This window comes from Halopiger xanaduensis SH-6 (assembly GCF_000217715.1).
Taxonomy (GTDB): domain Archaea; phylum Halobacteriota; class Halobacteria; order Halobacteriales; family Natrialbaceae; genus Halopiger; species Halopiger xanaduensis.
In genome coordinates this window covers 2,079,768-2,102,116 of the sequence record NC_015666.1, presented here as the reverse complement: position 1 = coordinate 2,102,116, position 22,349 = coordinate 2,079,768, and the positions used below count along the sequence as shown (strand labels likewise).

The following is a 22,349-nucleotide window of genomic DNA, read 5'->3' as shown; positions in this document are numbered from 1 at the left end:
TTAGCTCAAGCATGGTTGTAAACGCCGGGGGTAAAAAATCTTCGTCGCTTCCCTTTCCGGCGATCGTGGGACAGGAGGACTTGAAGCGCGTCCTGTTGTGCGTCGCGGCCAACGACGACTTAGACGGCGCGCTGATCGCCGGCGAGAAGGGGACCGCGAAGTCGACGGCGGTGCGCGGGCTGGTCGACCTGCTTCCCGAACAGCGAGCCGTCGCGGACTGTCCGTACGGCTGCGCGCCCGACGACTCCGCGCTGCAGTGCGACGACTGCCGGGACCGCGATCCGGACGACATGCCAATCGAAACGCGACCGGTTCCACTCGTGACGCTGCCGCTGGGCGCGACTCGAGACCGCGTCGTCGGCACCCTCTCGGTCGAGGACGCGCTGGCGGGCGAGGCCGACTTCGATCCCGGCCTGCTGGCCCGCGCCCACCGCGGCATCCTCTACGTGGACGAGGTGAACCTGCTGGACGACCACCTCGTGGACGTCCTCCTCGACGCGGCCGCCAGCGGCGTGAATCGCGTCGAGCGCGACGGGATCAGCGTCTCCCACCCCGCGGAGTTCACGCTAATCGGGACGATGAATCCCGAGGAGGGCGATCTACGCCCGCAACTTCGGGATCGGTTCGCTCTGCAGGCGAGCGTCGAGGGTTCGCAGGATATCGACGAACGCGTCGAGATTATGGACCGCGTGCTCGAGGGCGGCGACGGCGATTCGGAGCCGCAAACGCGATACAACGACGACATTACAGCCCTCCGCGAAACCCTCCTCGAGGCCCGAAAACGACTTCCGACCGTCGACCTCCCGCGCGAGTTCAAAGAAGAGATTGCCGACCTCTGTCTCGAGGCCGGCGTCGACGGCCACCGCGGCGACGTGGCGATCGCCCGCACCGCGATGACGATCGCCGCGCTCGAGGGGCGAACGACGGTGATCGGGCCGGACGTGCACGAGGCTGCGAGCTACGCGCTGCCCCACCGCCTTCGAAGCACGCCCTTCGAGGACGAACCGGAGCTCGACGACCTGCTCGAGGATCGGTTCGACGGCGGGGCTAATGAGGGAGACGGCGAAGACAGCGAACCCGACGAGGGCGAGGCCAAGGGTGACGAGCACAGCGACGACGAGCCGAACGCCGAAAGCGGGGACGAACCCGGCGAATCCGACCCCGATGGGGACGAGAACGACGCCACCGACGACGAGTCGGGCGATGACGACTCGAGTTCCGGTCCTGACAGCGAAAATCGGCCGGAAAGCGACGATGAATCCGCCCCAGAGCAGGCAGCCGCGGATGCCGGCAGCGCGAGTGCGGACGACGACTCGAGCGAGAACGACGAGTCCGATTCGAACGCGGACGATTCGAACTCGAGTCCGGACGACGGCGACGCGGACGAAACCGCCCAGCCGCTCGTGCCCGGCCAGCGACGGGCCGAGATCGGCGACGCCTCGGCGCCGGACCTCGAGACGCCCGAAGCCGAGCGCGATAGCGGAACCGCGACCGGCGGCTCGCGCGCGACCACCGCGCCGAGCGTCGATAACCGCGGCTCTCGCGTTCGGACCGAACCCGCGGACTGGGACGGACCGATCGACGCCGCCGCATCCGTTCGGTCAGCGGCAGCGCGCGGCGAGTCGCAGGTCGAAAAACGGGACCTCCGGCAGTCCGTCCGCACCGGGGACGCGTCGGTGACGATCGTCTTCGCCGTCGACGCCAGCGCCTCGATGCGGCCGGCGATGCGAACCGCCAAAGGCGTCGTCCTTGAGTTGCTGCGCGACAGCTACGAGCACCGCGACGAGGTCGCGTTCGTCGCCTTCGCTGGCCAGGACGCCGACGTCCTGCTGCCGCCGACCGACAGCGTCTCGCTGGCCGCGCGCCACCTCAAGGACCTCCCGTCCGGCGACCGAACGCCGCTGCCCGCGGGCCTTGAGACGACCGCGGACGTCCTCGAGCGCGCCGAAACCGACGCGTCCGTGGTCGTGCTCGTGACCGACGGCCGAGCGAACGTCGCCGAGGGAAGTCCGACCGAGTCGACCCGGCGGGCTGCACGCCGACTCGCACGGCGCGGCGCACACGTCGTCGTGGTCGACGCCGGCGACGACTCGCGGGCCGGCCTCTCGGCGCTGGTCGCCGACGAAACCGACGGCGATCTGATCGACCTCGAGGCGCTGTCGCCGGAAGCGGTGCGAACGGCGGCCGACCGCGCTGCATCCGAGTAGCGGCGACGGCGCCGTCCCAAATTGTGTTGGGGTTTGGTTTACCGTAACGCGTCCCGATTGCGAGGACAGTGAGTACGATCGACTGTCCGAGTTGCCTCACTGACTCGGGAACCGAAACGGATCGAACCGCACTCGAGTACGGCCTCGAGAAGACGTTCGAGTGCGACCGCTGCGGATACGTCTGGAACGTTGTCTTCTGAAGTGCGGCGAATCGTAGGCGTGTCAAACGGCGGCCTCGAGCGGCTCGAAACGACCAGCGGCAGCGTTTGGCGCAGGTGTCGAAAGCAGTAAGTACCGTCTACAGGAGTGTCCGCCCCTTGAACAATCCGATCTCGGCGGCCGTCGCGGATCAATACGCCTTTTGACTTGCCGCTCCGTCATCCGACGAACGACTATCCATGACGGGGGACGATGCGGCCGCTGACGGGGCTGCCAGGGACGATATCGAGTACGGGATCGACGACCGGCCGCCGCTGGGCGAATCGTTCGTCCTCGGCGTGCAACACTACCTGACGATGGTGGGGGCGAACATCGCCGTGCCGCTGATTCTGGCGGAGGCGATGGGGATGCCGGACGATATCACCGCGCAGTTCATCGGCACCTTCTTCGTCGTCTCGGGGATCGCGACGCTGGCCCAGACGACGTTCGGAAACCGCTACCCGATCGTGCAGGGCGCGCCGTTCTCGATGCTCGCGCCGGCGCTGGCGATCATCACCGTCGTGACCGTGGGCGGCGTCGGCGGCGGGGACTGGCAGGCTGCTCTCGTCCAATTACAGGGGGCTATCATCGTCGCTGCGACGGTCGAGGTACTGATGGGGTACCTCGGGCTCGTCGGCAAACTCCGACGATTCCTCTCGCCGGTCGTCATCGCGCCGACGATCATGCTCATCGGCCTCTCGCTGTTCAGCGCGGGCCAGATCACCGCACGGGAGCAGAGTTGGTGGCTGCTGGGACTGACGCTCGGGCTCATCCTGCTGTTCTCGCAGTACCTCGACGTCAAACACCGGGCGTTCAAACTGTATCCGGTCATCCTGGCGCTCGTGATCGCGTGGGTCGTCGCCGCGGCGCTGTCGGCGACCGGCGTGATCGTCGACGGGCATCCGGGATACGTCCCGCTCGAGGACGTCACCGACACGCAGCCGTTCCTGCCGATCTATCCGTTTCAGTGGGGTGCGCCGCAGTTTACGACCGCGTTCATCGTCGGGATGTTCGCCGGCGTCCTGGCATCGATCGTCGAGAGTATCGGCGACTACTACGCGGTCGCGAACCTGACCGGCTCCGGCGCGCCGAGCGAACGGCGAATCAACCACGGCATCGGCATGGAGGGCCTGATGAACGTCTTCGCCGGCATCATGGGCACCGCCGGCTCGACCTCCTACTCCGAGAACATCGGCGCGATCGGGCTGACCGGCGTCGCCTCCCGCTACGTCGTCCAGTTGGGCGCGCTCGTCATGCTGTTCGTCGGCTTCGTCGGCTACTTCGGCCAGCTGATCGCGACGATTCCCGACCCAATCGTCGGCGGCCTGTTCATCGCCATGTTCGGCCAGATCGTCGCCGTCGGCGTCTCCAACCTGCGCCACGTCGACCTCGAGTCCTCGCGAAACACGTTCATCGTCGGCTTCGCGCTGTTCGTCGGGCTGGCGATCCCCGCCTACATGGGCAACTTCGATAGCACGATCGCGTTTCGCGAGACCCTCGGCCTCGAGGCGACGCTCGCCTCGCTGCCAGTCTGGGCCGAGGCGGCGGTGCAGGTCGTCGTCGATACCGTCTACATCATCGGCTCGACCGGCATGGCCGTCGGCGGGCTCGCCGCGCTGATTCTCGACAACACGATCGCCGGCTCGCGCGAGGAGCGCGGCCTCGCCCACTGGGATCGGATCACCGAAGACGAGTCCGAGTTCGACTCCTTCTGGGACCGCTGGCTCGGCGCCGGCGGCGCCTCGAGCGCCGATTCCGGTCGGAGCGACTGAACGCCCCCTCCTCTTGCACCGGCCGATAGTATATACGTCCGCGACGCAGATACCGGACCAATGGCGGAACTCGCGCTCGAGGACGGACGGCTCTGGTACGAAACGCACGATCCGGGCCGGACCCGCGGACGCTCCCTCGTCTTCGTACACGGCGGCTGGCTGAACGGCACCGCCTGGCAACCGCAGGTCGAGCACTTCGCGGACGACTATCGGATCGTGACGCCGGACGTCCGCGGCCACGGCCGAACGGGCGCGACCGACGCCGATCGGTACTCGATCGAGTTGTTCACGGACGACCTCGAGGCGCTGCTCGCCCACCTCGAGATCGAGCGGCCCATACTCTGCGGTCTCTCGCTGGGGTCGATGATCGTACAGGAGTACCTCTCTCGCCACGCAGGCGCGGGGATGGATCCAGATTCGAACTCGAGCGCGGACGCTGCGGCAAACGGCACTGTCCCGGCGGGTGCAATTCTCGGCGGCGCGGTTCGCTCGATGCCGCCGGTCGACCTCCCCTCGGGAGTCGAACCGTTCGTCTCGCCGGGGCCGGCGCTCGGAACCGCGCTATCGCTGACGGGTCCGAAGACGACGTTCCGTTCGCTGCTCCAGTCGATCCGCGCGACGACCGGCCGGGAGTGGCTCTCGGTCGACCCGGACGTCCGCGCGGCGGCGATGGACGCCGTCGGCGAAGTTTCCCGAGAGGAGTTCCGGAAGGTCTTCGACGCGCTCGTGCGGTACGACCCGCCAGACCTGTCCGGCGTCGACGTCCCGACGCTCGTCGTCCACGGCGAACAGGAAGCCCCGCAGGTCAAACGCCAGGGCGAACAGATCGCGTCGGCCGTCGCCGACGGCCGGCGGGTCACGCTCGAGAACGCCGGCCACCTCGTGAATCAGGACCGGCCGACCGCGTTCAACGCGGTGAGCGAGGGGTTCCTGAACGGGCTCGCCGCCGAACCGGTCGCCCGCTGACTCGAGGGTTGTACGCGTTGCCGCTCAGTAGGCTTGACAGGGCCGTGTACACGTATTTCGATCGTCTGGCCGGATTTTCCCAAAGTGAATTGGAGGAATGGTGATACGGGAGTGACGTGTATTCTGTGCTTGTGAGTCAATCAAAATCGAGTACGAAGACCGTCGTGGTGTGTCAGTCCTGCGAATCGGTCTTCGTCTCCGAAGTCAAACCCGACGGGACGATCCGACCGATCGGCGTTTCCGCGGACTGCACCTGCGGCGACGGCGATTTCCGCCGGATTTCGGGGACCGCCGACGTCGAATAGGGTCGTTCGAGCGACGCGGTCGTTCGACGGTTAGTTCCGGTCAACCGAGATTTGTTCTTCGCGCCTCATAGGGCTCCGAACTCGAGGACACAGCAACGGCCATCCCGTTCGGGTTCGGTCTCCTCCAGGTCGCCGAGAAACAACCGCAGGTCGTGACGATTAAATCACACGATCGGGTGAACTAATTGAATTCGACTGAATCGGGGGCAAATCGACAGACACGCGTCGGACACCTCCACAACGCTTATTCGCGCGGAAACGACTTGTATGAGCAATGGCCGGGTTAGACGACGTGTTCGGGGAGCTCTTCTCCGGTGCCGACGCAATTTTGCTGTTCGCACCGAGCGGATCGTTCTACGAACGGTTTCGGGAGATCGACGACCTCGACGTCGTCGTTGTCGGGACGGAGAACGACGTCGACGCCGAGACGTTCGTCGAACTCCCGCTCGAGTTCGAGAACGTCTCCGAACGGATCCGGTTCGCCCTCGAGGGCGCCCTCGAGGAGGACGTCGTCGACGACGGCGACGAACTCATCTGCGCGACGGGGGTCTTCGACGACGAGATCGACACCGTCTCCCGCGTGCGCGCGGACGCCGACTCCCACACCGGCATCTACGACCTGTTCGCCCAGTCCCGGGCCGAACCCGAGGTCATCAAGTCGGTGCTGGAGGTGGCGATCGAACTCGGACAGAAGGGCCAGAAGGGGAAGCCGGTCGGCGCGCTGTTCGTCGTCGGCGACGCCGGCAAGGTGATGAACAAGTCCCGGCCGCTCTCGTACAACCCCTTCGAGAAGTCCCACGTCCACGTCGGCGACCCGATCGTGAACGTGATGTTGAAGGAGTTCTCGCGGCTCGACGGCGCGTTCGTCATCTCCGACGCGGGCAAGATCGTCTCGGCGTACCGCTACCTCGAGCCGTCCGCCGAGGGGATCGACATTCCGAAGGGCCTGGGCGCGCGGCACATGTCCGGCGCGGCGATCACACGGGATACGAACGCGGTCTCGATCGTGCTCTCCGAGAGCGACGGGCTCGTCCGGGCGTTCAAGGCCGGCGAGCTTATTCTGGAGGTCGATCCGGAGGCGTACTGATATGAACTGGCAGACGTTTCTCGACGAGCCGGCGGTGATCGCAGCCGCGGTGCTGGCGCTCGGATTCGTCGTCGGCTACCTCGTCGGGCGACTCAACAAGGAGTTGCTGGCGGCGTCGGGCGTTCCCGATGCCGTCGAGGGGACGCCCTTCGAGCGGACGGCCCAGTCGCTGGGCACGTCGACGGTCGAGATCGTCGCCCGCCTGAGTTCGTGGTTCATCTACGGGATCGCGGTCCTGACGGCGATCCACATCGCCCAGCTGCTGGACACGGAGGCGTTCTGGTTTCAGGTCACGCAGTACATCCCGCAGGTCTTCATCGCGGTGCTGGTCCTGATCCTCGGCTTCATCGTCGCGGACAAGGCCGAACTCGTCGTCAGCGAGTACCTCCGGAGCGTCAAACTGCCGGAGGTCTCGATCATCCCGCGGCTGGTCAAATACTCCGTCCTCTACGTGGCCTTTCTCATCGCGCTGGGCCAGATCGGCGTCTACATCTACCCGCTGTTGATCCTGCTCGCCGTCTACGCGGCCGGGATCGTCGTCGTCGGCGCGGTCACGTTCAAGGACTTCCTCGTCTCGAGCGCAGCGGGGATCTACCTGCTGTTGAACCAGCCCTACGGCATCGGCGACGAGATCCAGATCGGCGACCAGGCCGGAATCGTTCAGGAGGTCGATCTGTTCGTGACGAAAATCGAGGACGACTCGGAGGAGTACATCATCCCGAATCGCCGGGTGTTCGAGGAAGAGATCGTCCGCGTTCGGGACTGACGATTCGACAGCACGCCGTCCTCAGTCCTTAGCCCTACGCCCTCTGTTCTCAGTCCTCACTCCTCGAGATCGAGCGAGAGCCCCGGATGCCACCGATCCGCGCCGGCCTCGCGCTTGGCTTCGTCCATCTTCGCGAGCAGGTGCGTTGCGAGGCTGGCGGTTTCGGCCGCGCGCGACTCGCCTTCGGTTCGGAACTCGCCGGTCTCGCGGTTGGCGTAGACGGTGCAGACGGCGCCGGCGCGCAGTCCGTAGACGTTCGCCAGCGTCATGATCGCGCTGGCCTCCATCTCGATGTTCTTCACGTTCGCTTCCTGCAGTTGGTCGACGAGTTCGTCGGCGCCGGCCGCCTCGAACCCCTCGTAGCCGGGCCGGCCCTGGCCCGCGTAGAAGGAGTCCGCGCTCATCGTGATCCCGGTGTGGTAGTCGTAGCCCAGCCGCTCGGCGGCGGCGACGAGCGCGCTGACGACCTCGTAATCCGCGGCCGCGGGGTAATCCTCCCGGACGTACTCGTCGCTGGTCCCCTCCTGGCGGACGCCGCCGGTCGTGATCACCAGATCGCCGACGTCCATCTCGGGCTGGAGCGCGCCGCAGGAGCCGACGCGGATGAACGTCTCGACGCCGACCCGGGCGAGTTCCTCGACCGCGATCGCAGCCGACGGACTGCCGATCCCCGTCGACGTCACCGAGATCGGCGTCCCCTCGTAGCTTCCCGTCGCCGTCCGGTACTCGCGGTGGTGGGCGCGCATCTCGTGGTCGTCCCAGAAGTCGACGATCTTCTCGAGGCGCTCGGGGTTGCCCGGCAGGAGCACGGTGTCGGCAACGTCTTCGGGTCCGACCTCGAGGTGGTACTGTACGTCCGCGTTCGGGTCTTCGCTGTCCCCTGGCATCGCTGTTGAACGGAGGGCGATTCGGGCCGGCGCCGTATATAAATGCGGGGCCCGCGTAGGGAGGGTATGGCATCCGAGTCTCGCGGTAGCGATGCCCACAGTGAGAGCGAGGGCGAACTCGCGGACACCTACGTCGCCGCCGTCCAGCACGACCTCGCCGACCTTCCGGACGGCGCCGCGCTCGTCGGCGTCGTCAGGAGACCGGCGCCGTGGTTCCACGCCGCGGTCGACGAGAACTACCCCGAACTCGGCCCGCCCGCCGACCTGCTCGAGTCGATGCGCGAGATAGAGGATGACATGAAGATGCAGGGGCTGTGCGAGAAGGGCGCCCACAACGCGGCCTGGGATCAGGTCGGGTTCGACGAGGCGTATCGCGACCACCTCGAGACGTCGGCGGACGCGCAGGCGGCAATCGAGGACCTCGCGGAGCGACTCGAGTCCGGCGAGTCGATCGCGCTCGTCTGTTTCGAGAACACGGAAAAGAAGCGGTGTCACCGGACGATTCTTCGAGAACGGCTCGCGGAGCGACTCGAGGCCGAGGGTTAAGAGTCCGCGAGCGTCTCCTCGGAAATCGTGTTCGGAAGTAGTTCGCCCAGCGTGTACGTCGCGGGCTCCGCGTCGTCGCCATCGTCGCAGATGACGACGAGGTCGTCGTCGCAGAACTCCGCGAGCGTCTGCCGGCACATTCCGCAGGGGGTGACGCCGTCGCGCCGCCCGGAACTGACCGCGATCCGGGCGAAGTCGTAGTAGCCCTGCTTGACCGCCTCGGCGACCGCGACCTCCTCGGCGTGGAGGCTGTTGCTGTAGTTTGCGTTCTCGAGGTTGCAACCGACGAAGATCTCGCCGTCGGCCGTCTCGAGGGCGGCGCCGACGGGGTACTCGGAGTAGGGGACGTGGGCCTGCGACTGGATTTCGCGAGCGCGCTCGAGCAGGTCGGCCGCGGCTTCGGCGTCGGAATCGGACATGGTGGCTACTGGGTACTGTGCGGACCGACCGCAAGAAGGCATCGCCTCCGGACGACGCTGCGCGGAGAAGGAACGGAATCGGAAGACGGCGGCTCAGTCCTCGCCGGACTCGTAGTGATCGCCGGCGGCGTCGGGCAGCCGCGTGCGACCGACGAGCACGAGGACGACGATGACCGTCATGTGCGGGATGACGCGGATGAGCTCCGTCGGAATCGCGTAGCCCGCCGCCTGCATCCCGGTTTGTATCGAGTCGAGCCCCGCGAAGAGGAACGAGCCAAGCAGGGCGCCGATCGGGTGGTAGTTCGCGAGCAGGTAGGTCGCGATCGCGATGAACCCGCGGCCGTTGATCGCCGTGTCGCCGCCGCCGGCGAACGTCCCGAGGTCGCCCAGCGCGAAGCCGGCGCCGCCCAGCCCGGCGAACACGCCCGAGAGCAACACGGCGGCGTACCGGACCTTACGGACGTCGACGCCGGCCGTGTCCAGCGCCTTGGGGTTCTCGCCGCTGGCGACGACCCAGCGCCCGAAGTTCGTCCGGGCGAGCAGGTACCAGCCGACGGCCGCGCCCGCGAGCATGATGTAGACCTGCGGTTCGGTGTCGAACAGCAGGTAGCCGAGGAACGGCACGTCCGAGAGAACCGGGATCGTCACGCTCGAGAACCGGCCGACGCTGGCGGTGTTCGGGCTCCCGAAGACGATCTGGGAGGCGAACGGCGCTAGCCCGAGCGAGATGAGCCAGACCGCGAGCCCGGCGATGATCTGGTCGGCCTTGAACTCGATGCAGACGATCGCGAAGATCAGCGCGAACAGCACGCTGATGATCGTTCCGACGAGCAGACCCCACCAGTGGTTCGACAGGCCGGCCGTCGCCTCGCCGACGCCGAGCCAGTGGACGGCGACGATCGAGCTGAACGCCGAGACGATGAGCAGCCCCTCGATCCCGATGTTGATGACGCCGCTCTTCTCGGCGAAGATACCGCCGATCGCCGCCAGCGCGATCGGGACGGCCAGCCGGAGCATCGCCGTGTGCGTACTCGGACTCGCCGCGATCGAGAGCAAGACGCCGGCCCACGAGTCGGGGGCGAGCAGGCCGACGACGATCCAGACGGCCAGCACGGCGCCGGCGCCGATCAGTCCGACGGTAGTTCGCCGCGAGAACGGCAGTGTCGGTTCGTCCGCGTCCGCGTCGTTCGCGTCGGTCGGGGTTCCAGTTGGCTTACTCATCGGTGTCACCTCCGGTCTCGGCGTCAGCGTCGGGGCCGCCGTCCGTACGCGCCGGCCGCGCCGTCTCGAGGTCGACGAACCGCCGACCGAACATCCGGAAGAACTCCGGCATCGCGACGAACAGGATGATCAGGCCGGAGAGGACGCCGACCAGTTCCGGCGGGACGTCCGTCGCCGTCCCGATCGAGTTGCCGCCGCTGTCGAGTATCCCGAACAGGAACGCCGCGGCGCCGACGCCGATCGGGTTGTTGCCGGCGAGCACCGAGACCGCGATCCCGTCGAAGCCGATCGAGGGCACGTTCTCGAGCCAGGCGCCGTGGACCATCAGGACCCAGAACGCGCCGGCGACGCCGCCCAGCGCGCCCGAGAGAGTCATGCTGGCGACGGTCATGCGCTTCTCGTCGACGCCGCCGTAGGCGGCCGCCGCGGGCTGGGTGCCGCTCGTCCGCAGCTCGTAGCCGAACGAGGTGCGGGCGAACACCCAGGCGATCGCGACCATGAGCGCGACCGCGAACGCGAACGCGAGCAGCGAGAAGTCCGCCGAACCGCTGAACCCGACGTACGGAATGTTCGGAATCTCGGCGTACTCGGGGACCGGTTCGGTCCGCGGGTTGGAGCTGTCGGGGTCCTGGAACCACCGCGAGAGCATCGCCGACGTGACCCCGGCCGCGACGATGTTGAGCATGATCGTCGTGATGACCTCGTTGGCGTCCGCGTAGGCCTTCAGGACCCCGGGGAGCGCGCCGTAGAGGCCGCCGACGACCGCGCCGGCGAGCACGCCCAGCGGGATCAGGACGATCGTGCCGACGAAGCCGCCGGGGACGATCGCCGCCGCGTAGACGACCGTCACGGCCGTCGCGAGGCCGCCGAAGACGAGCTGCCCCTGCGTCCCGATGTTGAGCAGGCCGGCGCGGAACGCGACCGCGACGGACAGTCCCGCGAAGACCAGCAGCGTCGTCTGCTGGAGCGTCCGCGCGAGGCTGTAGTTCGTGGGGCTCCAGCCGCCCTCGAGCGGGTGGCCGACGGCCCCGAGGAACAGCTCGTAGTAGACCTGCATCGGGTTGTAACAGAACGTCGTGCCGGCCAGTTCGAGGCCGGTGCGACAGGAGGCGATGCCCCCGGATACGAACACCAGTACGCCACCGACGAGGACGGCGGCCAGCAACGCCGCGACGCTGATGACGACCCGCTCGAGCACCGAGGCGTGGATCAGCCGTTCGAGGAGTCGCTCGAGGCGCTCCTTCGAGGTGCTCATCGGGAGTCACCCCCGGTGCCGTCGGCGCCGTCGGCGCCGTTGGCGTCGGTGAAACCGCCGTCGGCCTCGGGTTCCTGTCCGGCCATCAGCAGGCCGAGTTCCTCCTCGGTCACCGCGTCCGGATCGGTGACGTCGATGAACTCGCCCTCGTAGATGACCGCCAGCCGATCCGAGAGCGAGCGGACCTCGTCGAGTTTCGAGGAGACGAGCAAGATCGCGACCCCTTCGCGGCGAAGCTCGAGCAGGCGGTCGTGGATGAACTCCGTCGACCCGATGTCGACCCCGCGGGTCGGATGCGTCGCGACGACCAGCGACGGATCGCGCTCGAACTCGCGGCCGACGATGAACTTCTGTTGGTTCCCGCCGGAGAACGAGCGGGCGTCCGCGTCGGCGTTCGGCGGGCGAACGTCGTAGGTCTCGATGATCTCCTCGGCGTGGTCGCGGACGCCGGCCCAGTCGATGCGGCCGCCGCTGGCGAACTCCGGCGACCGCTGGCTGCCCAGCACGCCGTTCTCCACGAGGTTGAAGGGCATGACGAGCCCGCGCTCGTGGCGGTCCTCCGGAATGTAGGCCATTCCGGCCTCGATCCGCTCGCGGCGGGACCAGTCTGTGACGTCCGTTCCCTCGTAGGTGATCGTCCCCTCGTCGGGCGTCCGCAGCCCGGTGATCGCCTCGATCAGTTCGGCCTGTCCGTTGCCGTCGACGCCCGCGATGCCGACGATCTCGCCGGCGCGGACGTCCAGATCGATTCCAGAGACGACGTCGACGCCGCGCTCGTCCTCGACCGCGACGTCCGCGGTCGAGAGGACGACGTCGCCCGTCTCGACCGGCTCGGATTCGGCCTCGAGCAGCACCTCGCGGCCGACCATACGCTCGGCCAGGTCCTCCCGGGTCGTGCGCTCGGGGTCGACGGTGCCGACGGACTCGCCGTCCCGGAGGACGGTGATCGCGTCCGCGGCGTGGGTCGCCTCCTCGAGTTTGTGCGTGATGAAAATGATCGTCTTCCCCTGTGCGGTGAGTTCCTCGAGGACGTCGTAGAGGTCCTCGACCTCCTGGGGCGTGAGGACGGCGGTCGGCTCGTCGAGGATGAGCACGTCGGCGCCGCGGAACAGGGCCTTGAGGATTTCGACGCGCTGCTGGACGCCGACGCTCAGGTCTTCGACCCTCGCCTGCGGATCGACGTCGAAGCCGTAGCGATCGCAGAGGTCCCGCACGTCGCGTTCGACCTGCTCGCGGTCGACGGCCATCCCGAACCACTTCGTCGGCTCGTTGCCCAGCGCGATGTTCTCGGCGACGGTCATCGTGTCGACCAGCATGAAGTGCTGGTGGATCATCCCGACGCCGGCGTCGATGGCGTCCCGCGGGGAGTCGAACGAGCGTTCCCGTCCGTCAACGACGACGCGGCCCTCCTCGGGCTCGTAGAGCCCGTAGAGGACGTTCATCAGCGTCGTCTTGCCGGCCCCGTTCTCGCCGAGCAAGGCGTGGACCGTCCCGCGCTCGACCCGCAGGTCGACGTCGTCGTTGGCGACGACGCCGGGGAACCGCTTGGTGATGCCGTCTAAGTGGACGGCGAGGTCGCTGCCGGTGCTCTCCCGGTCTCGATCCTGGTCAGCGGAGCGGCGGCCGCTCCTCGCGTCCGACCCCGCGTCGGTCGGTGCTGCCCCGTCAGTCGTTCCCGTTCCCGACTCGGTCATCGGTTACAGTTCGCTCGGGACGTCGATCTCGCCGTCGATGATCTGCTGTCTGGACTCGTCGACCTGATCCGTGATCTCCTGCGGGATCTCGCCGCCGATCTCGTCGCCGTAGACGGCGCCGACACCCTCCTCCTCGAGGCCGAGGGTTTCGGTCTCGCCGCCCTGGAACTCGTCGTTGACGACGGACTCGATCGCGTTGTAGACAGCGGTGTCGACGCGCTTGACCATGCTCGCGAGGATGACGTCGGCGAAGTCCTCGTTGGAGACCGACTGGTCGCTGTCGACGCCGATGGCGAACCGGCCCTCGTCCTGGGCCGCCTGGAAGACGCCGATGCCGGTGCGGCCGGCCGCGTGGAAGACGATGTCCGCGTCTTGGTCCTGGTACATCGTCCGGGCGGCCTGCTGGCCGCCGGCGGTGTCGTTGAACCCGCCGACGTACGTCGAGACAACCTCGGCGTCCTCGTTGGCGTGCTCGACGCCGGCCTGGAAGCCGGCGTGGAACGACTGAATCAGCTGCGTCTCGGTGCCGCCGACGAAACCGACGACGTTCGCGTCCGGGTTCGTCTCGCCGGCACCGGCGGAAAACTCCTCCTGGGTCAGGAGTCCGGCCAGGTGGCCGACCTGGAACGAGCCCTCCGGTTCGCCGAACTGGTAGCTCCGGACGTTGTCCTCCTTCACCTCGTCGTCGACGATGATGAAGTTCTGGTCCGGGTACTCCGGCGCGTTCTCCGAGAGCGCGTCCTTCTGCGCGTAGCCGATACAGTTGACCAGGTCGTAGTCGCCGCTTTCGGCGAAGTCGCGCTGCGCGCCGCCGAACTCGCTCGCCGACTCGGGCTCCGTCTCGTCGTACGAGATGTTGAACTCCTCTTGTGCGTCTTCGACGCCCTGCTTTGCCATGTCGTTGAACGAGTCGTCGCCGAGGCCGCCGGTCGCGTAGACCATGCCGACCTGTGCGCTCGCGTCGCCCGATTCCTCGCCGAACCCGCCGACGCAGCCCGCCATCGACGCGAGTCCAGCGACACCCATCCCCTTCAGAACAGCTCGTCTGTTACGTGGCATAGGAGCGACTAGCGCAAACAATCGGTTTATACTCGTCGGAATCTGCGGCGCGGAATTAACGAGTGCATGGGAATCACTCGTACGCGGGTGAGAACCACCACCAACCCGAACAGTTCACTTGCGTTTCATTCGATCATCGACCGGAAAAGTCGACGCAGTCGGTCAGTTCGCGTCGTCGACCGCCGACTCGACGACCGTCCGCGCGTCCGCGATCAGGTCGTCGACCGTCTCGCTCTCGGCGTAGATCCGAACGTACGGCTCGGTCCCGCTCGGCCGCACGAGCACCCACGAGGCGTCGTCGAACTCGAGGCGAACGCCGTAGTCCGTATCCACGGCCGTGTCAGGGAAGGCCTCGGGGAGTTCGGTCTCGAGAGCCGACATCACGTCGGGTTTGGCGTCGTCGGGACAGTCGACGCTGACCTTCCGGTAGGGGCGCTCGGTGACCGGCGCGCGAAGGGCGTCGGTGCTGCCGGCGTCGGCGACGAGCGCGGCGACGACGGCGGCGCTCGCGACGCCGTCGATCCAGCCGCCGAAGGCGGCGTGGATGTGCTTCCAGGGTTCGGCGGCGAAGACGACCGCGGTGTCCTCGTCCCCCTGGGCTCGTTCGCGCGCGATCCCCTCGTGCAGCGCGCCGAGGCGGACGCGTTCGACGCGGCCGCCGGCCTCGCGGACCCGCTCGTCGATCCGGGCGGAGGCGTTCGGCGTCGTCACGACGACCGGATCGCCGGCGTCGCTCTCGGAGACGTAGTGTTCGGCGACCACTGCGAGCACGGTGTCCTCGTGGATCACCTCGCCGTCCGGGCCGAGGACGACGAGCCGGTCTGCGTCGCCGTCGTGGGCGAGTCCGAGGTCGAACTCAGCGTTTCTCGAGGCGGCGCCGCTCGAGTCGGTCGCCATGAACTCGATGAAGTCAGTCAGCGTCTCCGGCGTCGGCTTGCTCTCGCGCGCGGTGAAGTGACCGTCGACGTTCGCGTTCAGGGCGACGACCTCGGCGCCGAGGCGCTCGAGGACGTGGGGCGTCGCGACCGATCCCATGCCGTTCCCGCAGTCGACGGCAATCGAGAGGCCGGCGAGGGGGCGGCCGGTGTCGGCTTCGGCCCCGCTACTGGCGGCGAATTGGTAGCGGACGTAGTCGGCGACGGAATCTCGGTATTCTTCGAGGATCTCGAGACGACCCGACTCGCCCCAGAGTTCCCACGTCGCGAGGCCGTCGTCGTCGGCCGCGACGGCGTCCTCGATCGCGCGTTCGGCGTCGCGGTCGTACTCGACGCCGTCGGCGAAGAGTTTGATGCCGTTGTCCGTCGGCGGGTTGTGACTCGCGGTGATCATCACGCCTCGGCGGCCCTGCGACGCGTACGCCAGCGCCGGCGTCGGTACCTGCCCGAGTCGGTAGACGTCCGCGCCGGCGCTCTCGAGGCCGGCTTCCATCGCGGCCGCGAGCGCCGGTCCCGTTTCCCGGCCGTCGCGCCCGACGACGAACGTTGCACCCGGTTCGCCGGCGGCCCGACCGACGTCGAGGGCCAGCGCCGGCGTCACGTCGGTTACCGGACCGCGAATCCCGGCGGTCCCGAACAGTGTCATGTACGGTCGTTCCGCGAGGAACTACTTATACTGTGGAGAAGCATTGCGAGGAGGCGAGGGCGATGCTGCGGCGGCGTCGCGGCGGCGCCACGCAGTCTACTCGTCGGGCAGTTCGTCGACCAACACGACGGCTTCGCCGTCGATAACCGTCTCGTCGTCGGACTCGTCGCGAATCCGGGTCTCGAGCCGGAACTGGTCGTTGCCCAGGTCCTCGACGACTTCGACGCGGGCCGAGACGCGGTCGCCGATTTTGACGGGGCCGCGGAACTCGAGGTCCTGCGAGAGGTAGATCGTCAGGCCGGGCAGGCGGGCCAGCGCGGCGCTGATGAGCCCGGAGACGAGCGTGCCGTGGACGATCCGCTCGCCGAAGCGCGTCTGCGCGGCGAACTCGTCGTCGAGGTGGAGGCGGTTCGTGTCGCCGCTGATCTGTGCGAACGCCCGAACGTCGTCGTCGGAGAGGGTCTTCTCGAAGGTGACGTTGTCGCCGACGCCGATCGCGTTGCGGTCGTCGACGGTGCGCTCGAACGTCCAGTCGAGATTCGAGTGGTCGACGGAGGGGATCGACGCGGGAACGATCCCGTCGTCGCTCGGATCGTGGCCGTCGGGAACCATCGCGGAGAGGGCTGCGCGGTTGGCAGCGGTCGCACTGCGGAGGAAACTTTGGGTCATCGCCGTCCACGCATTCGTCATGGCAGCAAAGTTGTTCCGCCCGGAATTCTGTGACATCTATATCTATCGTTGTTTAGCGTGGCGTCGTAATGATTCTTTGGCTGGACAAGTAGGCCAGTATCGTCCGCCACGGGCCGCGAGGGACGGGTTCGGCCGCGGCGCGGTCGGCACCCCGCCCTTCTCCCGGCGACCCGAGACTCGAGCGACCCGATCCCTTCCGAGCCCAACCGATACATCTGCTGCCATTGAATGGTATCTAGTGGTAACGCTTATTAGCGCGGCGCTCGTTGGTTCAGTTGATGACGGACGACTCCGACCGATCGCCCTGGTTTCCCCCGGCGATGTTCGAAGAGATGCAGGAAGCGGGCGAGCAAGTCGCGCAATCCCAGCAGGAGATGATGACACAGTTGCTCCAGGCGAATTCGGCCAACCCGCTCGAGGACGTGTCGGCCTTCGGGCCGATGAACATGGGCACGGCGACGTTCAAGGCCCGGGTCCAGAGCGGCGGTCGGATCAGCATTCCCGAACCCGAACGGGAGGCCCTCGACATCGAAGAGGGCGACATCGTCCAGACCATCGTCGTCCCCGTCAAGCGCGATCGCGACGAGTAGTCGGAGTCGCAGACCAGACTCGAAACCGAACCTAAACCACACCCACACCGAATCCACCCATGACTCAGAACCCCATCACCGCATTCTTCGACGCCCAGCGCACCGCCGTCAAACAGTCCCAGACCCTCACCCACGACGCCCTCGAGGCCCAGCAGGCCTCGATCGGCGCCTTCGCCGACGCCCTCGAAGGCTCGAGCGACCTCGTCGAGTCCAACGCCGAACTGACGAAAGGCGCCGTGCACGCCTACTTCGACGCGCTCGAGGGCTCGCTGCCCGAGGACAGCGCCGACTTCGACGAACTGCGCGACCTCGTCGACGACGGCGTCGACTCCACGACCGAGGCCCAGACCGAGTCGCTCGAGGCCGCCGTCGAGGCCCTCGAGGAGTCCGAAGAAGCCTACGACGAGTTCATTGCGAACTACTCCGAGGTCGTCGACACCTCCTTCGACGCCGCCCTTGAGGCCCACGAGCAGGTCGAGGAGAACGTCTCAGCCGTCGCCGAGAACGTCGAGCAGACCGCCGACGAGTTCGACGCCTCGGCGTAACGCCGTCCGGCCCCGATTTTTTCACGCACGGTCCCGAACCAACCACCACGTTACCTTCCCACACACCACACTATGGCAGACTCACAACAATCCCCGCAAGCTCAGGACTGGAACGCGTTCGTCGAACAGTGGAACGAGCAGTTCCTCGACGCGCTCGAGGAGAACGTCGAAGCGCAGGCGCAGTTTGTCGAAAGCTGGTCCGAAACCGTCGGCCAGGCCACCGAGGACAACGAACTCTCCGAAGGCGTCGAAGGCTACGCGAAGGCCTACGAAACCTGGATGAACGCCTCCCAGCAGATGGTCGAGCGAGTAAACGACCAGCTCGAGGGCGAGGACGTCGACATCGAGGACTTTCGCGACATCTGGCTCAACACGGCCAACGAGGCCTTTAAGGACGTCATGTCGACGACCGCCTTCGCGCGGATGACCGGCGAGACCGTCGGCGACGTCCTCGAACTGCAACAGCAGGCCGACGAAGCCGCCCAGGAGACGCTCCGCATGCTCGGGTTCGCGACCGAGGAGGACGTCGTCGAGGTCGGCGACCGCCTCGTCGAACTCGAGCGCCGCCAGCACGACGTCGAGCGGAAGCTCGACCGGATCCTCGAGCGCCTCGAGGACGAGGACGAGGAGTAAGCCCATGAAAAACCCCTACGCAACCGCACTGGACATCCAGCGACAGGCCTGGGAGGCGACGGCCGAACTGGCCGAGAAGACGCGAGTGGCGCCCGACCGAACCGAAACCATCGAGAACGTCGAGGTCGGCCAGACGCCCAGCGAGGTCGTCTACGAGGAGAACAAGCTCGAGTTGCTCCACTACGAATCGCAGACGGAGGAGCAACACGACGTCCCGATCCTCATCGTCTACGCGCTGATCAACAAGCCCTACATCCTCGACCTCCAGCCGGACCGCTCGGTGGTCCGAACGCTGCTCGAGGCCGGCTTCGACGTCTACCTGATCGACTGGGGCGAACCCTCCAAGCTCGACCGTTCGCTGGGGCTGGACGACTACGTCAACCGCTACATCGACAACTGCGTCGACGTCGTCCGCGACCGCTCCAGCCAGGACGCGATCAACGTGCTCGGCTACTGCATGGGCGGGACGATGTCGGCCATGTACGCCGCGCTCTACCCCGAGAAGGTCCGCAACCTCGGGCTGATGGCCGCCGGCCTCTGTTTCGCCGGCGAGGGCGGCGTCCTCGAGCTGTGGGGCGCCGAGGACTACTACGATCCCGAGACGGTCACCGAGACGTTCGACAACGTCCCCGCGGACTTCCTCGATACCGGATTCGCCCTGATGGACCCCGTCGCGAACAACGTCACGAAGTACGTCCGGTTCTACGACAACCTCGAAGACGAGGACTTCGTCGAAAACTTCGCCCGGATGGAGCGGTGGCTCGACGAGGGTATCGACGTCGCCGGCCGGGCCTACGAGGAGTTCATCCGCGACATCTACCAGGAGAACAAACTCCACGCGAACGAACTCGAGCTCGGCGGCGAGCGCGTCGACCTCGCGAACATCGAGATGCCGGTACTGCAGATCGTCGCGGAGTACGACCACCTCATCCCGCCGGGGGCCTCGAAGCCGTTCAACGAGGCGATCCCGGCCGAGGACACCGAGATCCTCGAGTTCGCGACGGGCCACATCGGGATGTCGGTCTCCTCGCGGAGCCACGACGAACTCTGGCCGGAGGTCTGCGAGTGGTTCGAGGAGCGCTCGAACGGGGAAAGCGAGGCGCAACGCGCCTCGGATAGTCGAGCGGCGGAGCCGCGAGACGTCGACGCGGAACCCGAGACCCCCGAACTCGAAGAGGAAGACGCCGCGCTCGCCGAGGACGTCGAAGGCGACGAGAGCGGTCCCGACGACCTCTCGGACGGCGGCGTGGACGTCGAGTCGAGTGCCGACGCGGACGCTACCAGGATCGACATCGACGACGAGACCAGCGAGTTCCACGGCGAGAACCGGTCCGACGAGGAGATCACCGCACGCGGCGAAGACGACGTGCAGGACGAACCCGCGGAGCCGGGCGAGATGACCGTCGACGAGGACGTCGCCGAGGGACTCACCGACGACGACGACGCGTCCGAGTCCGCCATCGAAGACGAAACCGACGACCTGACCGAACTCAGCGGCGTCGGGCGGGCCTACGCCGACCAACTCGCCGCGGCCGGCATCGAGACGTTCGACCAGCTCGCCGACGCGGACGCCGCCGAACTCGCCGCGGAGACCGGCCTCTCGCCGAACCGCGTCGAGGACTGGATCGAACAGGCCGCGGAGCGGTAACGGCGTCCCCCCGTCGGCTCTCGAGGCAACCGCGCTCGAGTCGGTACCGCCCTTATACCGTCCGGTGCCGGCGTCGAACCGCCGCATTCGTTTTCGATCGCTCCGCGAACAGTCGCGCCGCGCGGAACGTATCACCTTGCATGGTATTATTTACCACCGGAGGTAGAACGTGCGATCAGCCATGTCCATGGACGGACGAACCTGCGTCATCACCGGGTCGGCGCGCGGCATCGGCCGGGGGATCGCCGAGTACCTCGGAGAGGAGGGAGCGAACGTCGTCATCAACTACCGTTCTTCGGAGGGGGCGGCCAAGGAGGCCGTCGACGCGATCGAGACCGCCGGCGGGTCCGCCGTCGCGGCCCAGGCGGACGTCACCCACCGCGAGCAGGTCGAACACATGCGCGAGGTCTGCCACGAGGCGTTCGGCCCGGCCGACGTCCTGGTCAACAACGCCGGCATCACCGCCGACAAGCAGTTCACGGAGATGAGCCGCGAGGACTGGGACCGCGTGATGGACGTCAACCTCGGCGGGATGTTCAACTGCACGCAGGAGTTCTACGACGACATCTGGGAGGCCGAGGAGGGGCGGCTGATCAACATCTCGAGCGTCGTCGGCAAGCAGGGGAACTTCGGGCAGGCGAACTACGCCGCCGCCAAGAGCGGGATGTTCGGCTTCACGCGGACGATCGCCCTCGAACTCGCCCAGGGCGGGTCGACGGCCAACTGCGTCGCCCCCGGCTTTACGCGCACCGATATGGTCGAGAGCGTTCCGGAGAAGGTGCTCGATCGGATCATCGCGGGCATCCCGCTCGAGCGCCTCGCGGAGGTCGAGGACGTCGCGGCCCTCGTTCGGTTCCTCGCGGGCGAGGAATCGTCCTACATCACGGGCGAAGTGATCGACATCAACGGCGGCATGGACCTCTGAGCGGGACCGCCCGAAGAGTCAGTCGACCAGCGCGCGCCACCCCGGCTCGTAACAGCAGACGAACGCCAGAGGAACGCAGACGACGATCAACGGCCCGGCGTAGAGAACCACGCTGAACGGATCCGGCGGCGAGACGATTCCGCCGACGACGACGACCGCGGCGACGACGCCGATACCGATCGAGCCGGCGATCCGCTCGAAGCGACCCGGCGAGTCGGTTCGCCGTGGCAGCTCCCGCCGGTGGAGCAGGTACACGGGAACGGCGATCGGCGGGACGGCGAAGGCGACGAGCCCCCAGACGCTGCCGTTTGCGCCGCGTGCGTTCGCGTCCGCCGCGATCGCGTAGCAGAGACAGAGTCCGGCGAGGAGAAACGTCCCGAGGACTGCCGTCGCGAGGATCGCTACCGGATTGATCGCCATTGATTACGCAGTTTTGGTGTGCGATAGTATGAATTCTCCCGACTGTACGGTTCGGTAACGGGTAATGCGGATAGATACTTAAGAGGGGTTCGTACGCCCCCGTCGCTAAAATATATTTTAGCTAACATATATTCGCTCGAGGCGCCTCGGTTTCGGTGATGAACTCGAGACCACCAACCCGATTCGAACCGGACGACCGCGCCGACGCGGTCGGTTCGCCGACGCCTCGCGAGGCACGTCCGTACACAAACGACGGCGGAATCGATTCGACGCCGAGCGACGCGATCATCAAGACCGGCACGACGACGGTCGGCCTCGCCGGAACCGACGGCGCCGTCCTCGCGGCCGACGCGCGGGCGAGCCTCGGCGGCCAGTTCGTGACCAACAAAACGGCCCGGAAGATCGATCCCGTCGACGATCGGACGGCCGTCGCGTTCTCCGGCAGCGTCAGCGACGCGCAGTCGTTCGTGCGCCACTTGCGGGCCGAGCTCAGCCAGTACGACCTCGAGCGAGACGGTCGCGCGTCCGTCGAGACGGCGGCGACCGTCGCGGGCGACCTCGTCCGCCGCGGGCCCTACCGCATCCTCGATCTGGTGCTGGCCGGCGTCGACGACGAGCCGGCGGTCTACCAGATCGGCGGCGGAGGCGGCGTCATGCGGGCGCCCTACGCGGCCAGCGGCAGCGGCATGCAACTCGCCTACGGCGCGCTCGAGGCCGCCTACGAACCCGGCCGTTCGGTCGCGGAACTGCGACCGATCGCGGCCCGCGCGGTCCGAAGTGCGGCCGAGCGGGACACCGCCAGCGGCGACGGGATGACGATCGCGACGATCACCGACGACGACCTCGCGATCGAGCGCTACGACGATCTTGAGGGCGCCGTCGCGGCGGCCGAAGGCGGCGCCGCGGCGACTGCCGAAAACGAGGAGGCGATCTAA

General features: G+C 67.2%; 23 protein-coding genes. 14 read left to right on the top strand and 9 right to left on the bottom strand.

The window, feature by feature from the left end; translation table 11 throughout:
• Positions 1 to 11 precede the first annotated feature (11 nt).
• The 7 genes from HALXA_RS10270 (at position 12) to HALXA_RS10250 (ending at position 7,301) form a co-directional block, all read left to right on the top strand.
• Positions 12 to 2,207 (top strand): VWA domain-containing protein, encoded by a 2,196-nt coding sequence (locus HALXA_RS10270; RefSeq protein ID WP_013880284.1) that lies wholly within the window; start codon positions 12 to 14, stop codon positions 2,205 to 2,207.
• 68 nt (positions 2,208 to 2,275) lie between these two features.
• Positions 2,276 to 2,407, top strand: a complete 132-nt coding sequence (locus HALXA_RS22675) for a hypothetical protein (protein ID WP_280985364.1) — start codon at positions 2,276 to 2,278, stop codon at positions 2,405 to 2,407.
• A 198-nt stretch (positions 2,408 to 2,605) separates the two neighbouring features.
• The gene (locus HALXA_RS10265) at positions 2,606 to 4,177 is read left to right on the top strand and encodes a uracil-xanthine permease family protein (protein ID WP_013880283.1); all 1,572 of its coding nucleotides are present in this window, start codon (positions 2,606 to 2,608) and stop codon (positions 4,175 to 4,177) included.
• A gap of 60 nt (positions 4,178 to 4,237) precedes the next feature.
• The gene (locus HALXA_RS10260; RefSeq protein WP_013880282.1) at positions 4,238 to 5,143 is read left to right on the top strand and encodes an alpha/beta fold hydrolase; all 906 of its coding nucleotides are present in this window, start codon (positions 4,238 to 4,240) and stop codon (positions 5,141 to 5,143) included.
• Positions 5,144 to 5,274: 131 nt separating this feature from the next.
• The gene (locus HALXA_RS22080; protein WP_171814669.1) at positions 5,275 to 5,448 is read left to right on the top strand and encodes a hypothetical protein; all 174 of its coding nucleotides are present in this window, start codon (positions 5,275 to 5,277) and stop codon (positions 5,446 to 5,448) included.
• 274 nt (positions 5,449 to 5,722) lie between these two features.
• Entirely contained in the window at positions 5,723 to 6,535 is an 813-nt protein-coding gene (dacZ, locus tag HALXA_RS10255) for a diadenylate cyclase DacZ (RefSeq protein ID WP_013880281.1), read from the top strand.
• Between the two features lies 1 nt (position 6,536).
• On the top strand, positions 6,537 to 7,301 hold the full coding sequence (locus tag HALXA_RS10250) for a mechanosensitive ion channel family protein (RefSeq protein WP_013880280.1): 765 nt from the start codon (positions 6,537 to 6,539) through the stop codon (positions 7,299 to 7,301).
• 56 nt (positions 7,302 to 7,357) lie between these two features.
• On the opposite strand, the gene HALXA_RS10245 is transcribed toward HALXA_RS10250, so the two are convergent.
• Complete coding sequence (locus HALXA_RS10245) at positions 7,358 to 8,188, bottom strand: nucleoside phosphorylase (RefSeq protein ID WP_013880279.1); 831 nt, start codon at positions 8,186 to 8,188, stop codon at positions 7,358 to 7,360.
• Between the two features lie 66 nt (positions 8,189 to 8,254).
• Between HALXA_RS10245 and HALXA_RS10240 the strand changes: the two genes are divergently transcribed.
• The gene (locus HALXA_RS10240) at positions 8,255 to 8,734 is read left to right on the top strand and encodes a DUF488 domain-containing protein (RefSeq protein WP_013880278.1); all 480 of its coding nucleotides are present in this window, start codon (positions 8,255 to 8,257) and stop codon (positions 8,732 to 8,734) included.
• Here the strand turns inward: HALXA_RS10240 and cdd are convergent.
• From cdd to HALXA_RS10205, 7 genes are all read right to left on the bottom strand, one after another.
• Entirely contained in the window at positions 8,731 to 9,153 is a 423-nt protein-coding gene (cdd, locus tag HALXA_RS10235; protein WP_013880277.1) for a cytidine deaminase, read from the bottom strand. The two genes, HALXA_RS10240 and cdd, sit on opposite strands and share 4 nt — an antisense overlap.
• A 93-nt stretch (positions 9,154 to 9,246) precedes the next feature.
• Positions 9,247 to 10,374 (bottom strand): ABC transporter permease, encoded by a 1,128-nt coding sequence (locus HALXA_RS10230; protein WP_013880276.1) that lies wholly within the window; start codon positions 10,372 to 10,374, stop codon positions 9,247 to 9,249.
• Positions 10,367 to 11,629 (bottom strand): ABC transporter permease, encoded by a 1,263-nt coding sequence (locus HALXA_RS10225; RefSeq protein ID WP_013880275.1) that lies wholly within the window; start codon positions 11,627 to 11,629, stop codon positions 10,367 to 10,369. Before HALXA_RS10225 ends, HALXA_RS10230 begins: the two co-directional genes overlap by 8 nt.
• Complete coding sequence (locus tag HALXA_RS10220; protein ID WP_013880274.1) at positions 11,626 to 13,323, bottom strand: ABC transporter ATP-binding protein; 1,698 nt, start codon at positions 13,321 to 13,323, stop codon at positions 11,626 to 11,628. Before HALXA_RS10220 ends, HALXA_RS10225 begins: the two co-directional genes overlap by 4 nt.
• A 3-nt stretch (positions 13,324 to 13,326) precedes the next feature.
• Positions 13,327 to 14,382, bottom strand: coding sequence for a BMP family lipoprotein (locus tag HALXA_RS10215; protein ID WP_013880273.1), 1,056 nt, complete (start codon positions 14,380 to 14,382; stop codon positions 13,327 to 13,329).
• A 162-nt stretch (positions 14,383 to 14,544) separates the two neighbouring features.
• A complete protein-coding gene (locus HALXA_RS10210; RefSeq protein ID WP_013880272.1) occupies positions 14,545 to 15,963 on the bottom strand; it encodes a phosphomannomutase in 1,419 nt (472 codons plus the stop codon).
• Between the two features lie 96 nt (positions 15,964 to 16,059).
• Positions 16,060 to 16,689, bottom strand: coding sequence for a MaoC family dehydratase (locus tag HALXA_RS10205; RefSeq protein ID WP_013880271.1), 630 nt, complete (start codon positions 16,687 to 16,689; stop codon positions 16,060 to 16,062).
• A 242-nt stretch (positions 16,690 to 16,931) separates the two neighbouring features.
• Here HALXA_RS10205 and HALXA_RS10200 point away from each other — a divergent pair, with 242 nt between their 5' ends.
• The 5 genes from HALXA_RS10200 to HALXA_RS10180 all read left to right on the top strand — a co-directional run bounded on the left by HALXA_RS10200 (position 16,932) and on the right by HALXA_RS10180 (position 20,994).
• Positions 16,932 to 17,243 (top strand): AbrB/MazE/SpoVT family DNA-binding domain-containing protein, encoded by a 312-nt coding sequence (locus HALXA_RS10200; protein ID WP_013880270.1) that lies wholly within the window; start codon positions 16,932 to 16,934, stop codon positions 17,241 to 17,243.
• A 59-nt stretch (positions 17,244 to 17,302) separates the two neighbouring features.
• Entirely contained in the window at positions 17,303 to 17,788 is a 486-nt protein-coding gene (locus HALXA_RS10195) for a hypothetical protein (RefSeq protein ID WP_013880269.1), read from the top strand.
• A 72-nt stretch (positions 17,789 to 17,860) separates the two neighbouring features.
• A complete protein-coding gene (locus HALXA_RS10190; RefSeq protein ID WP_013880268.1) occupies positions 17,861 to 18,421 on the top strand; it encodes a poly(R)-hydroxyalkanoic acid synthase subunit PhaE in 561 nt (186 codons plus the stop codon).
• A 4-nt stretch (positions 18,422 to 18,425) separates the two neighbouring features.
• The gene (gene phaC, locus HALXA_RS10185; RefSeq protein ID WP_013880267.1) at positions 18,426 to 20,069 is read left to right on the top strand and encodes a class III poly(R)-hydroxyalkanoic acid synthase subunit PhaC; all 1,644 of its coding nucleotides are present in this window, start codon (positions 18,426 to 18,428) and stop codon (positions 20,067 to 20,069) included.
• A gap of 181 nt (positions 20,070 to 20,250) precedes the next feature.
• The gene (locus tag HALXA_RS10180; protein ID WP_013880266.1) at positions 20,251 to 20,994 is read left to right on the top strand and encodes a beta-ketoacyl-ACP reductase; all 744 of its coding nucleotides are present in this window, start codon (positions 20,251 to 20,253) and stop codon (positions 20,992 to 20,994) included.
• An 18-nt stretch (positions 20,995 to 21,012) separates the two neighbouring features.
• Here HALXA_RS10180 and HALXA_RS10175 read toward each other — a convergent pair whose 3' ends face one another.
• A complete protein-coding gene (locus HALXA_RS10175; protein WP_013880265.1) occupies positions 21,013 to 21,414 on the bottom strand; it encodes a hypothetical protein in 402 nt (133 codons plus the stop codon).
• 260 nt (positions 21,415 to 21,674) lie between these two features.
• Here HALXA_RS10175 and HALXA_RS10170 point away from each other — a divergent pair, with 260 nt between their 5' ends.
• Positions 21,675 to 22,349, top strand: a complete 675-nt coding sequence (locus tag HALXA_RS10170) for a proteasome subunit alpha (RefSeq protein WP_245550121.1) — start codon at positions 21,675 to 21,677, stop codon at positions 22,347 to 22,349.

Excerpts from the sequence above, each read along its gene's own strand:
- HALXA_RS10260 (WP_013880282.1), top strand. The coding sequence starts at position 4,238 with ATGGCGGAACTCGCGCTCGAGGACGGACGGCTCTGGTACGAAACGCAC.
- HALXA_RS10250 (WP_013880280.1), top strand. The coding sequence starts at position 6,537 with ATGAACTGGCAGACGTTTCTCGACGAGCCGGCGGTGATCGCAGCCGCG.
- HALXA_RS10210 (WP_013880272.1), bottom strand. The coding sequence starts at position 15,963 with ATGACACTGTTCGGGACCGCCGGGATTCGCGGTCCGGTAACCGACGTG.
- HALXA_RS10190 (WP_013880268.1), top strand. The coding sequence starts at position 17,861 with ATGGCAGACTCACAACAATCCCCGCAAGCTCAGGACTGGAACGCGTTC.
- HALXA_RS10230 (WP_013880276.1), bottom strand. The coding sequence starts at position 10,374 with ATGAGTAAGCCAACTGGAACCCCGACCGACGCGAACGACGCGGACGCG.
- HALXA_RS10240 (WP_013880278.1), top strand. The coding sequence starts at position 8,255 with ATGGCATCCGAGTCTCGCGGTAGCGATGCCCACAGTGAGAGCGAGGGC.
- HALXA_RS10220 (WP_013880274.1), bottom strand. The coding sequence starts at position 13,323 with ATGACCGAGTCGGGAACGGGAACGACTGACGGGGCAGCACCGACCGAC.
- HALXA_RS10175 (WP_013880265.1), bottom strand. The coding sequence starts at position 21,414 with ATGGCGATCAATCCGGTAGCGATCCTCGCGACGGCAGTCCTCGGGACG.
- dacZ (WP_013880281.1), top strand. The coding sequence starts at position 5,723 with ATGGCCGGGTTAGACGACGTGTTCGGGGAGCTCTTCTCCGGTGCCGAC.
- phaC (WP_013880267.1), top strand. The coding sequence starts at position 18,426 with ATGAAAAACCCCTACGCAACCGCACTGGACATCCAGCGACAGGCCTGG.
- HALXA_RS10195 (WP_013880269.1), top strand. The coding sequence starts at position 17,303 with ATGACTCAGAACCCCATCACCGCATTCTTCGACGCCCAGCGCACCGCC.
- HALXA_RS10245 (WP_013880279.1), bottom strand. The coding sequence starts at position 8,188 with ATGCCAGGGGACAGCGAAGACCCGAACGCGGACGTACAGTACCACCTC.
- HALXA_RS10200 (WP_013880270.1), top strand. The coding sequence starts at position 16,932 with ATGACGGACGACTCCGACCGATCGCCCTGGTTTCCCCCGGCGATGTTC.
- HALXA_RS10265 (WP_013880283.1), top strand. The coding sequence starts at position 2,606 with ATGACGGGGGACGATGCGGCCGCTGACGGGGCTGCCAGGGACGATATC.
- HALXA_RS10270 (WP_013880284.1), top strand. The coding sequence starts at position 12 with ATGGTTGTAAACGCCGGGGGTAAAAAATCTTCGTCGCTTCCCTTTCCG.
- HALXA_RS10225 (WP_013880275.1), bottom strand. The coding sequence starts at position 11,629 with ATGAGCACCTCGAAGGAGCGCCTCGAGCGACTCCTCGAACGGCTGATC.
- cdd (WP_013880277.1), bottom strand. The coding sequence starts at position 9,153 with ATGTCCGATTCCGACGCCGAAGCCGCGGCCGACCTGCTCGAGCGCGCT.
- HALXA_RS10205 (WP_013880271.1), bottom strand. The coding sequence starts at position 16,689 with ATGTCACAGAATTCCGGGCGGAACAACTTTGCTGCCATGACGAATGCG.
- HALXA_RS10215 (WP_013880273.1), bottom strand. The coding sequence starts at position 14,382 with ATGCCACGTAACAGACGAGCTGTTCTGAAGGGGATGGGTGTCGCTGGA.
- HALXA_RS10180 (WP_013880266.1), top strand. The coding sequence starts at position 20,251 with ATGTCCATGGACGGACGAACCTGCGTCATCACCGGGTCGGCGCGCGGC.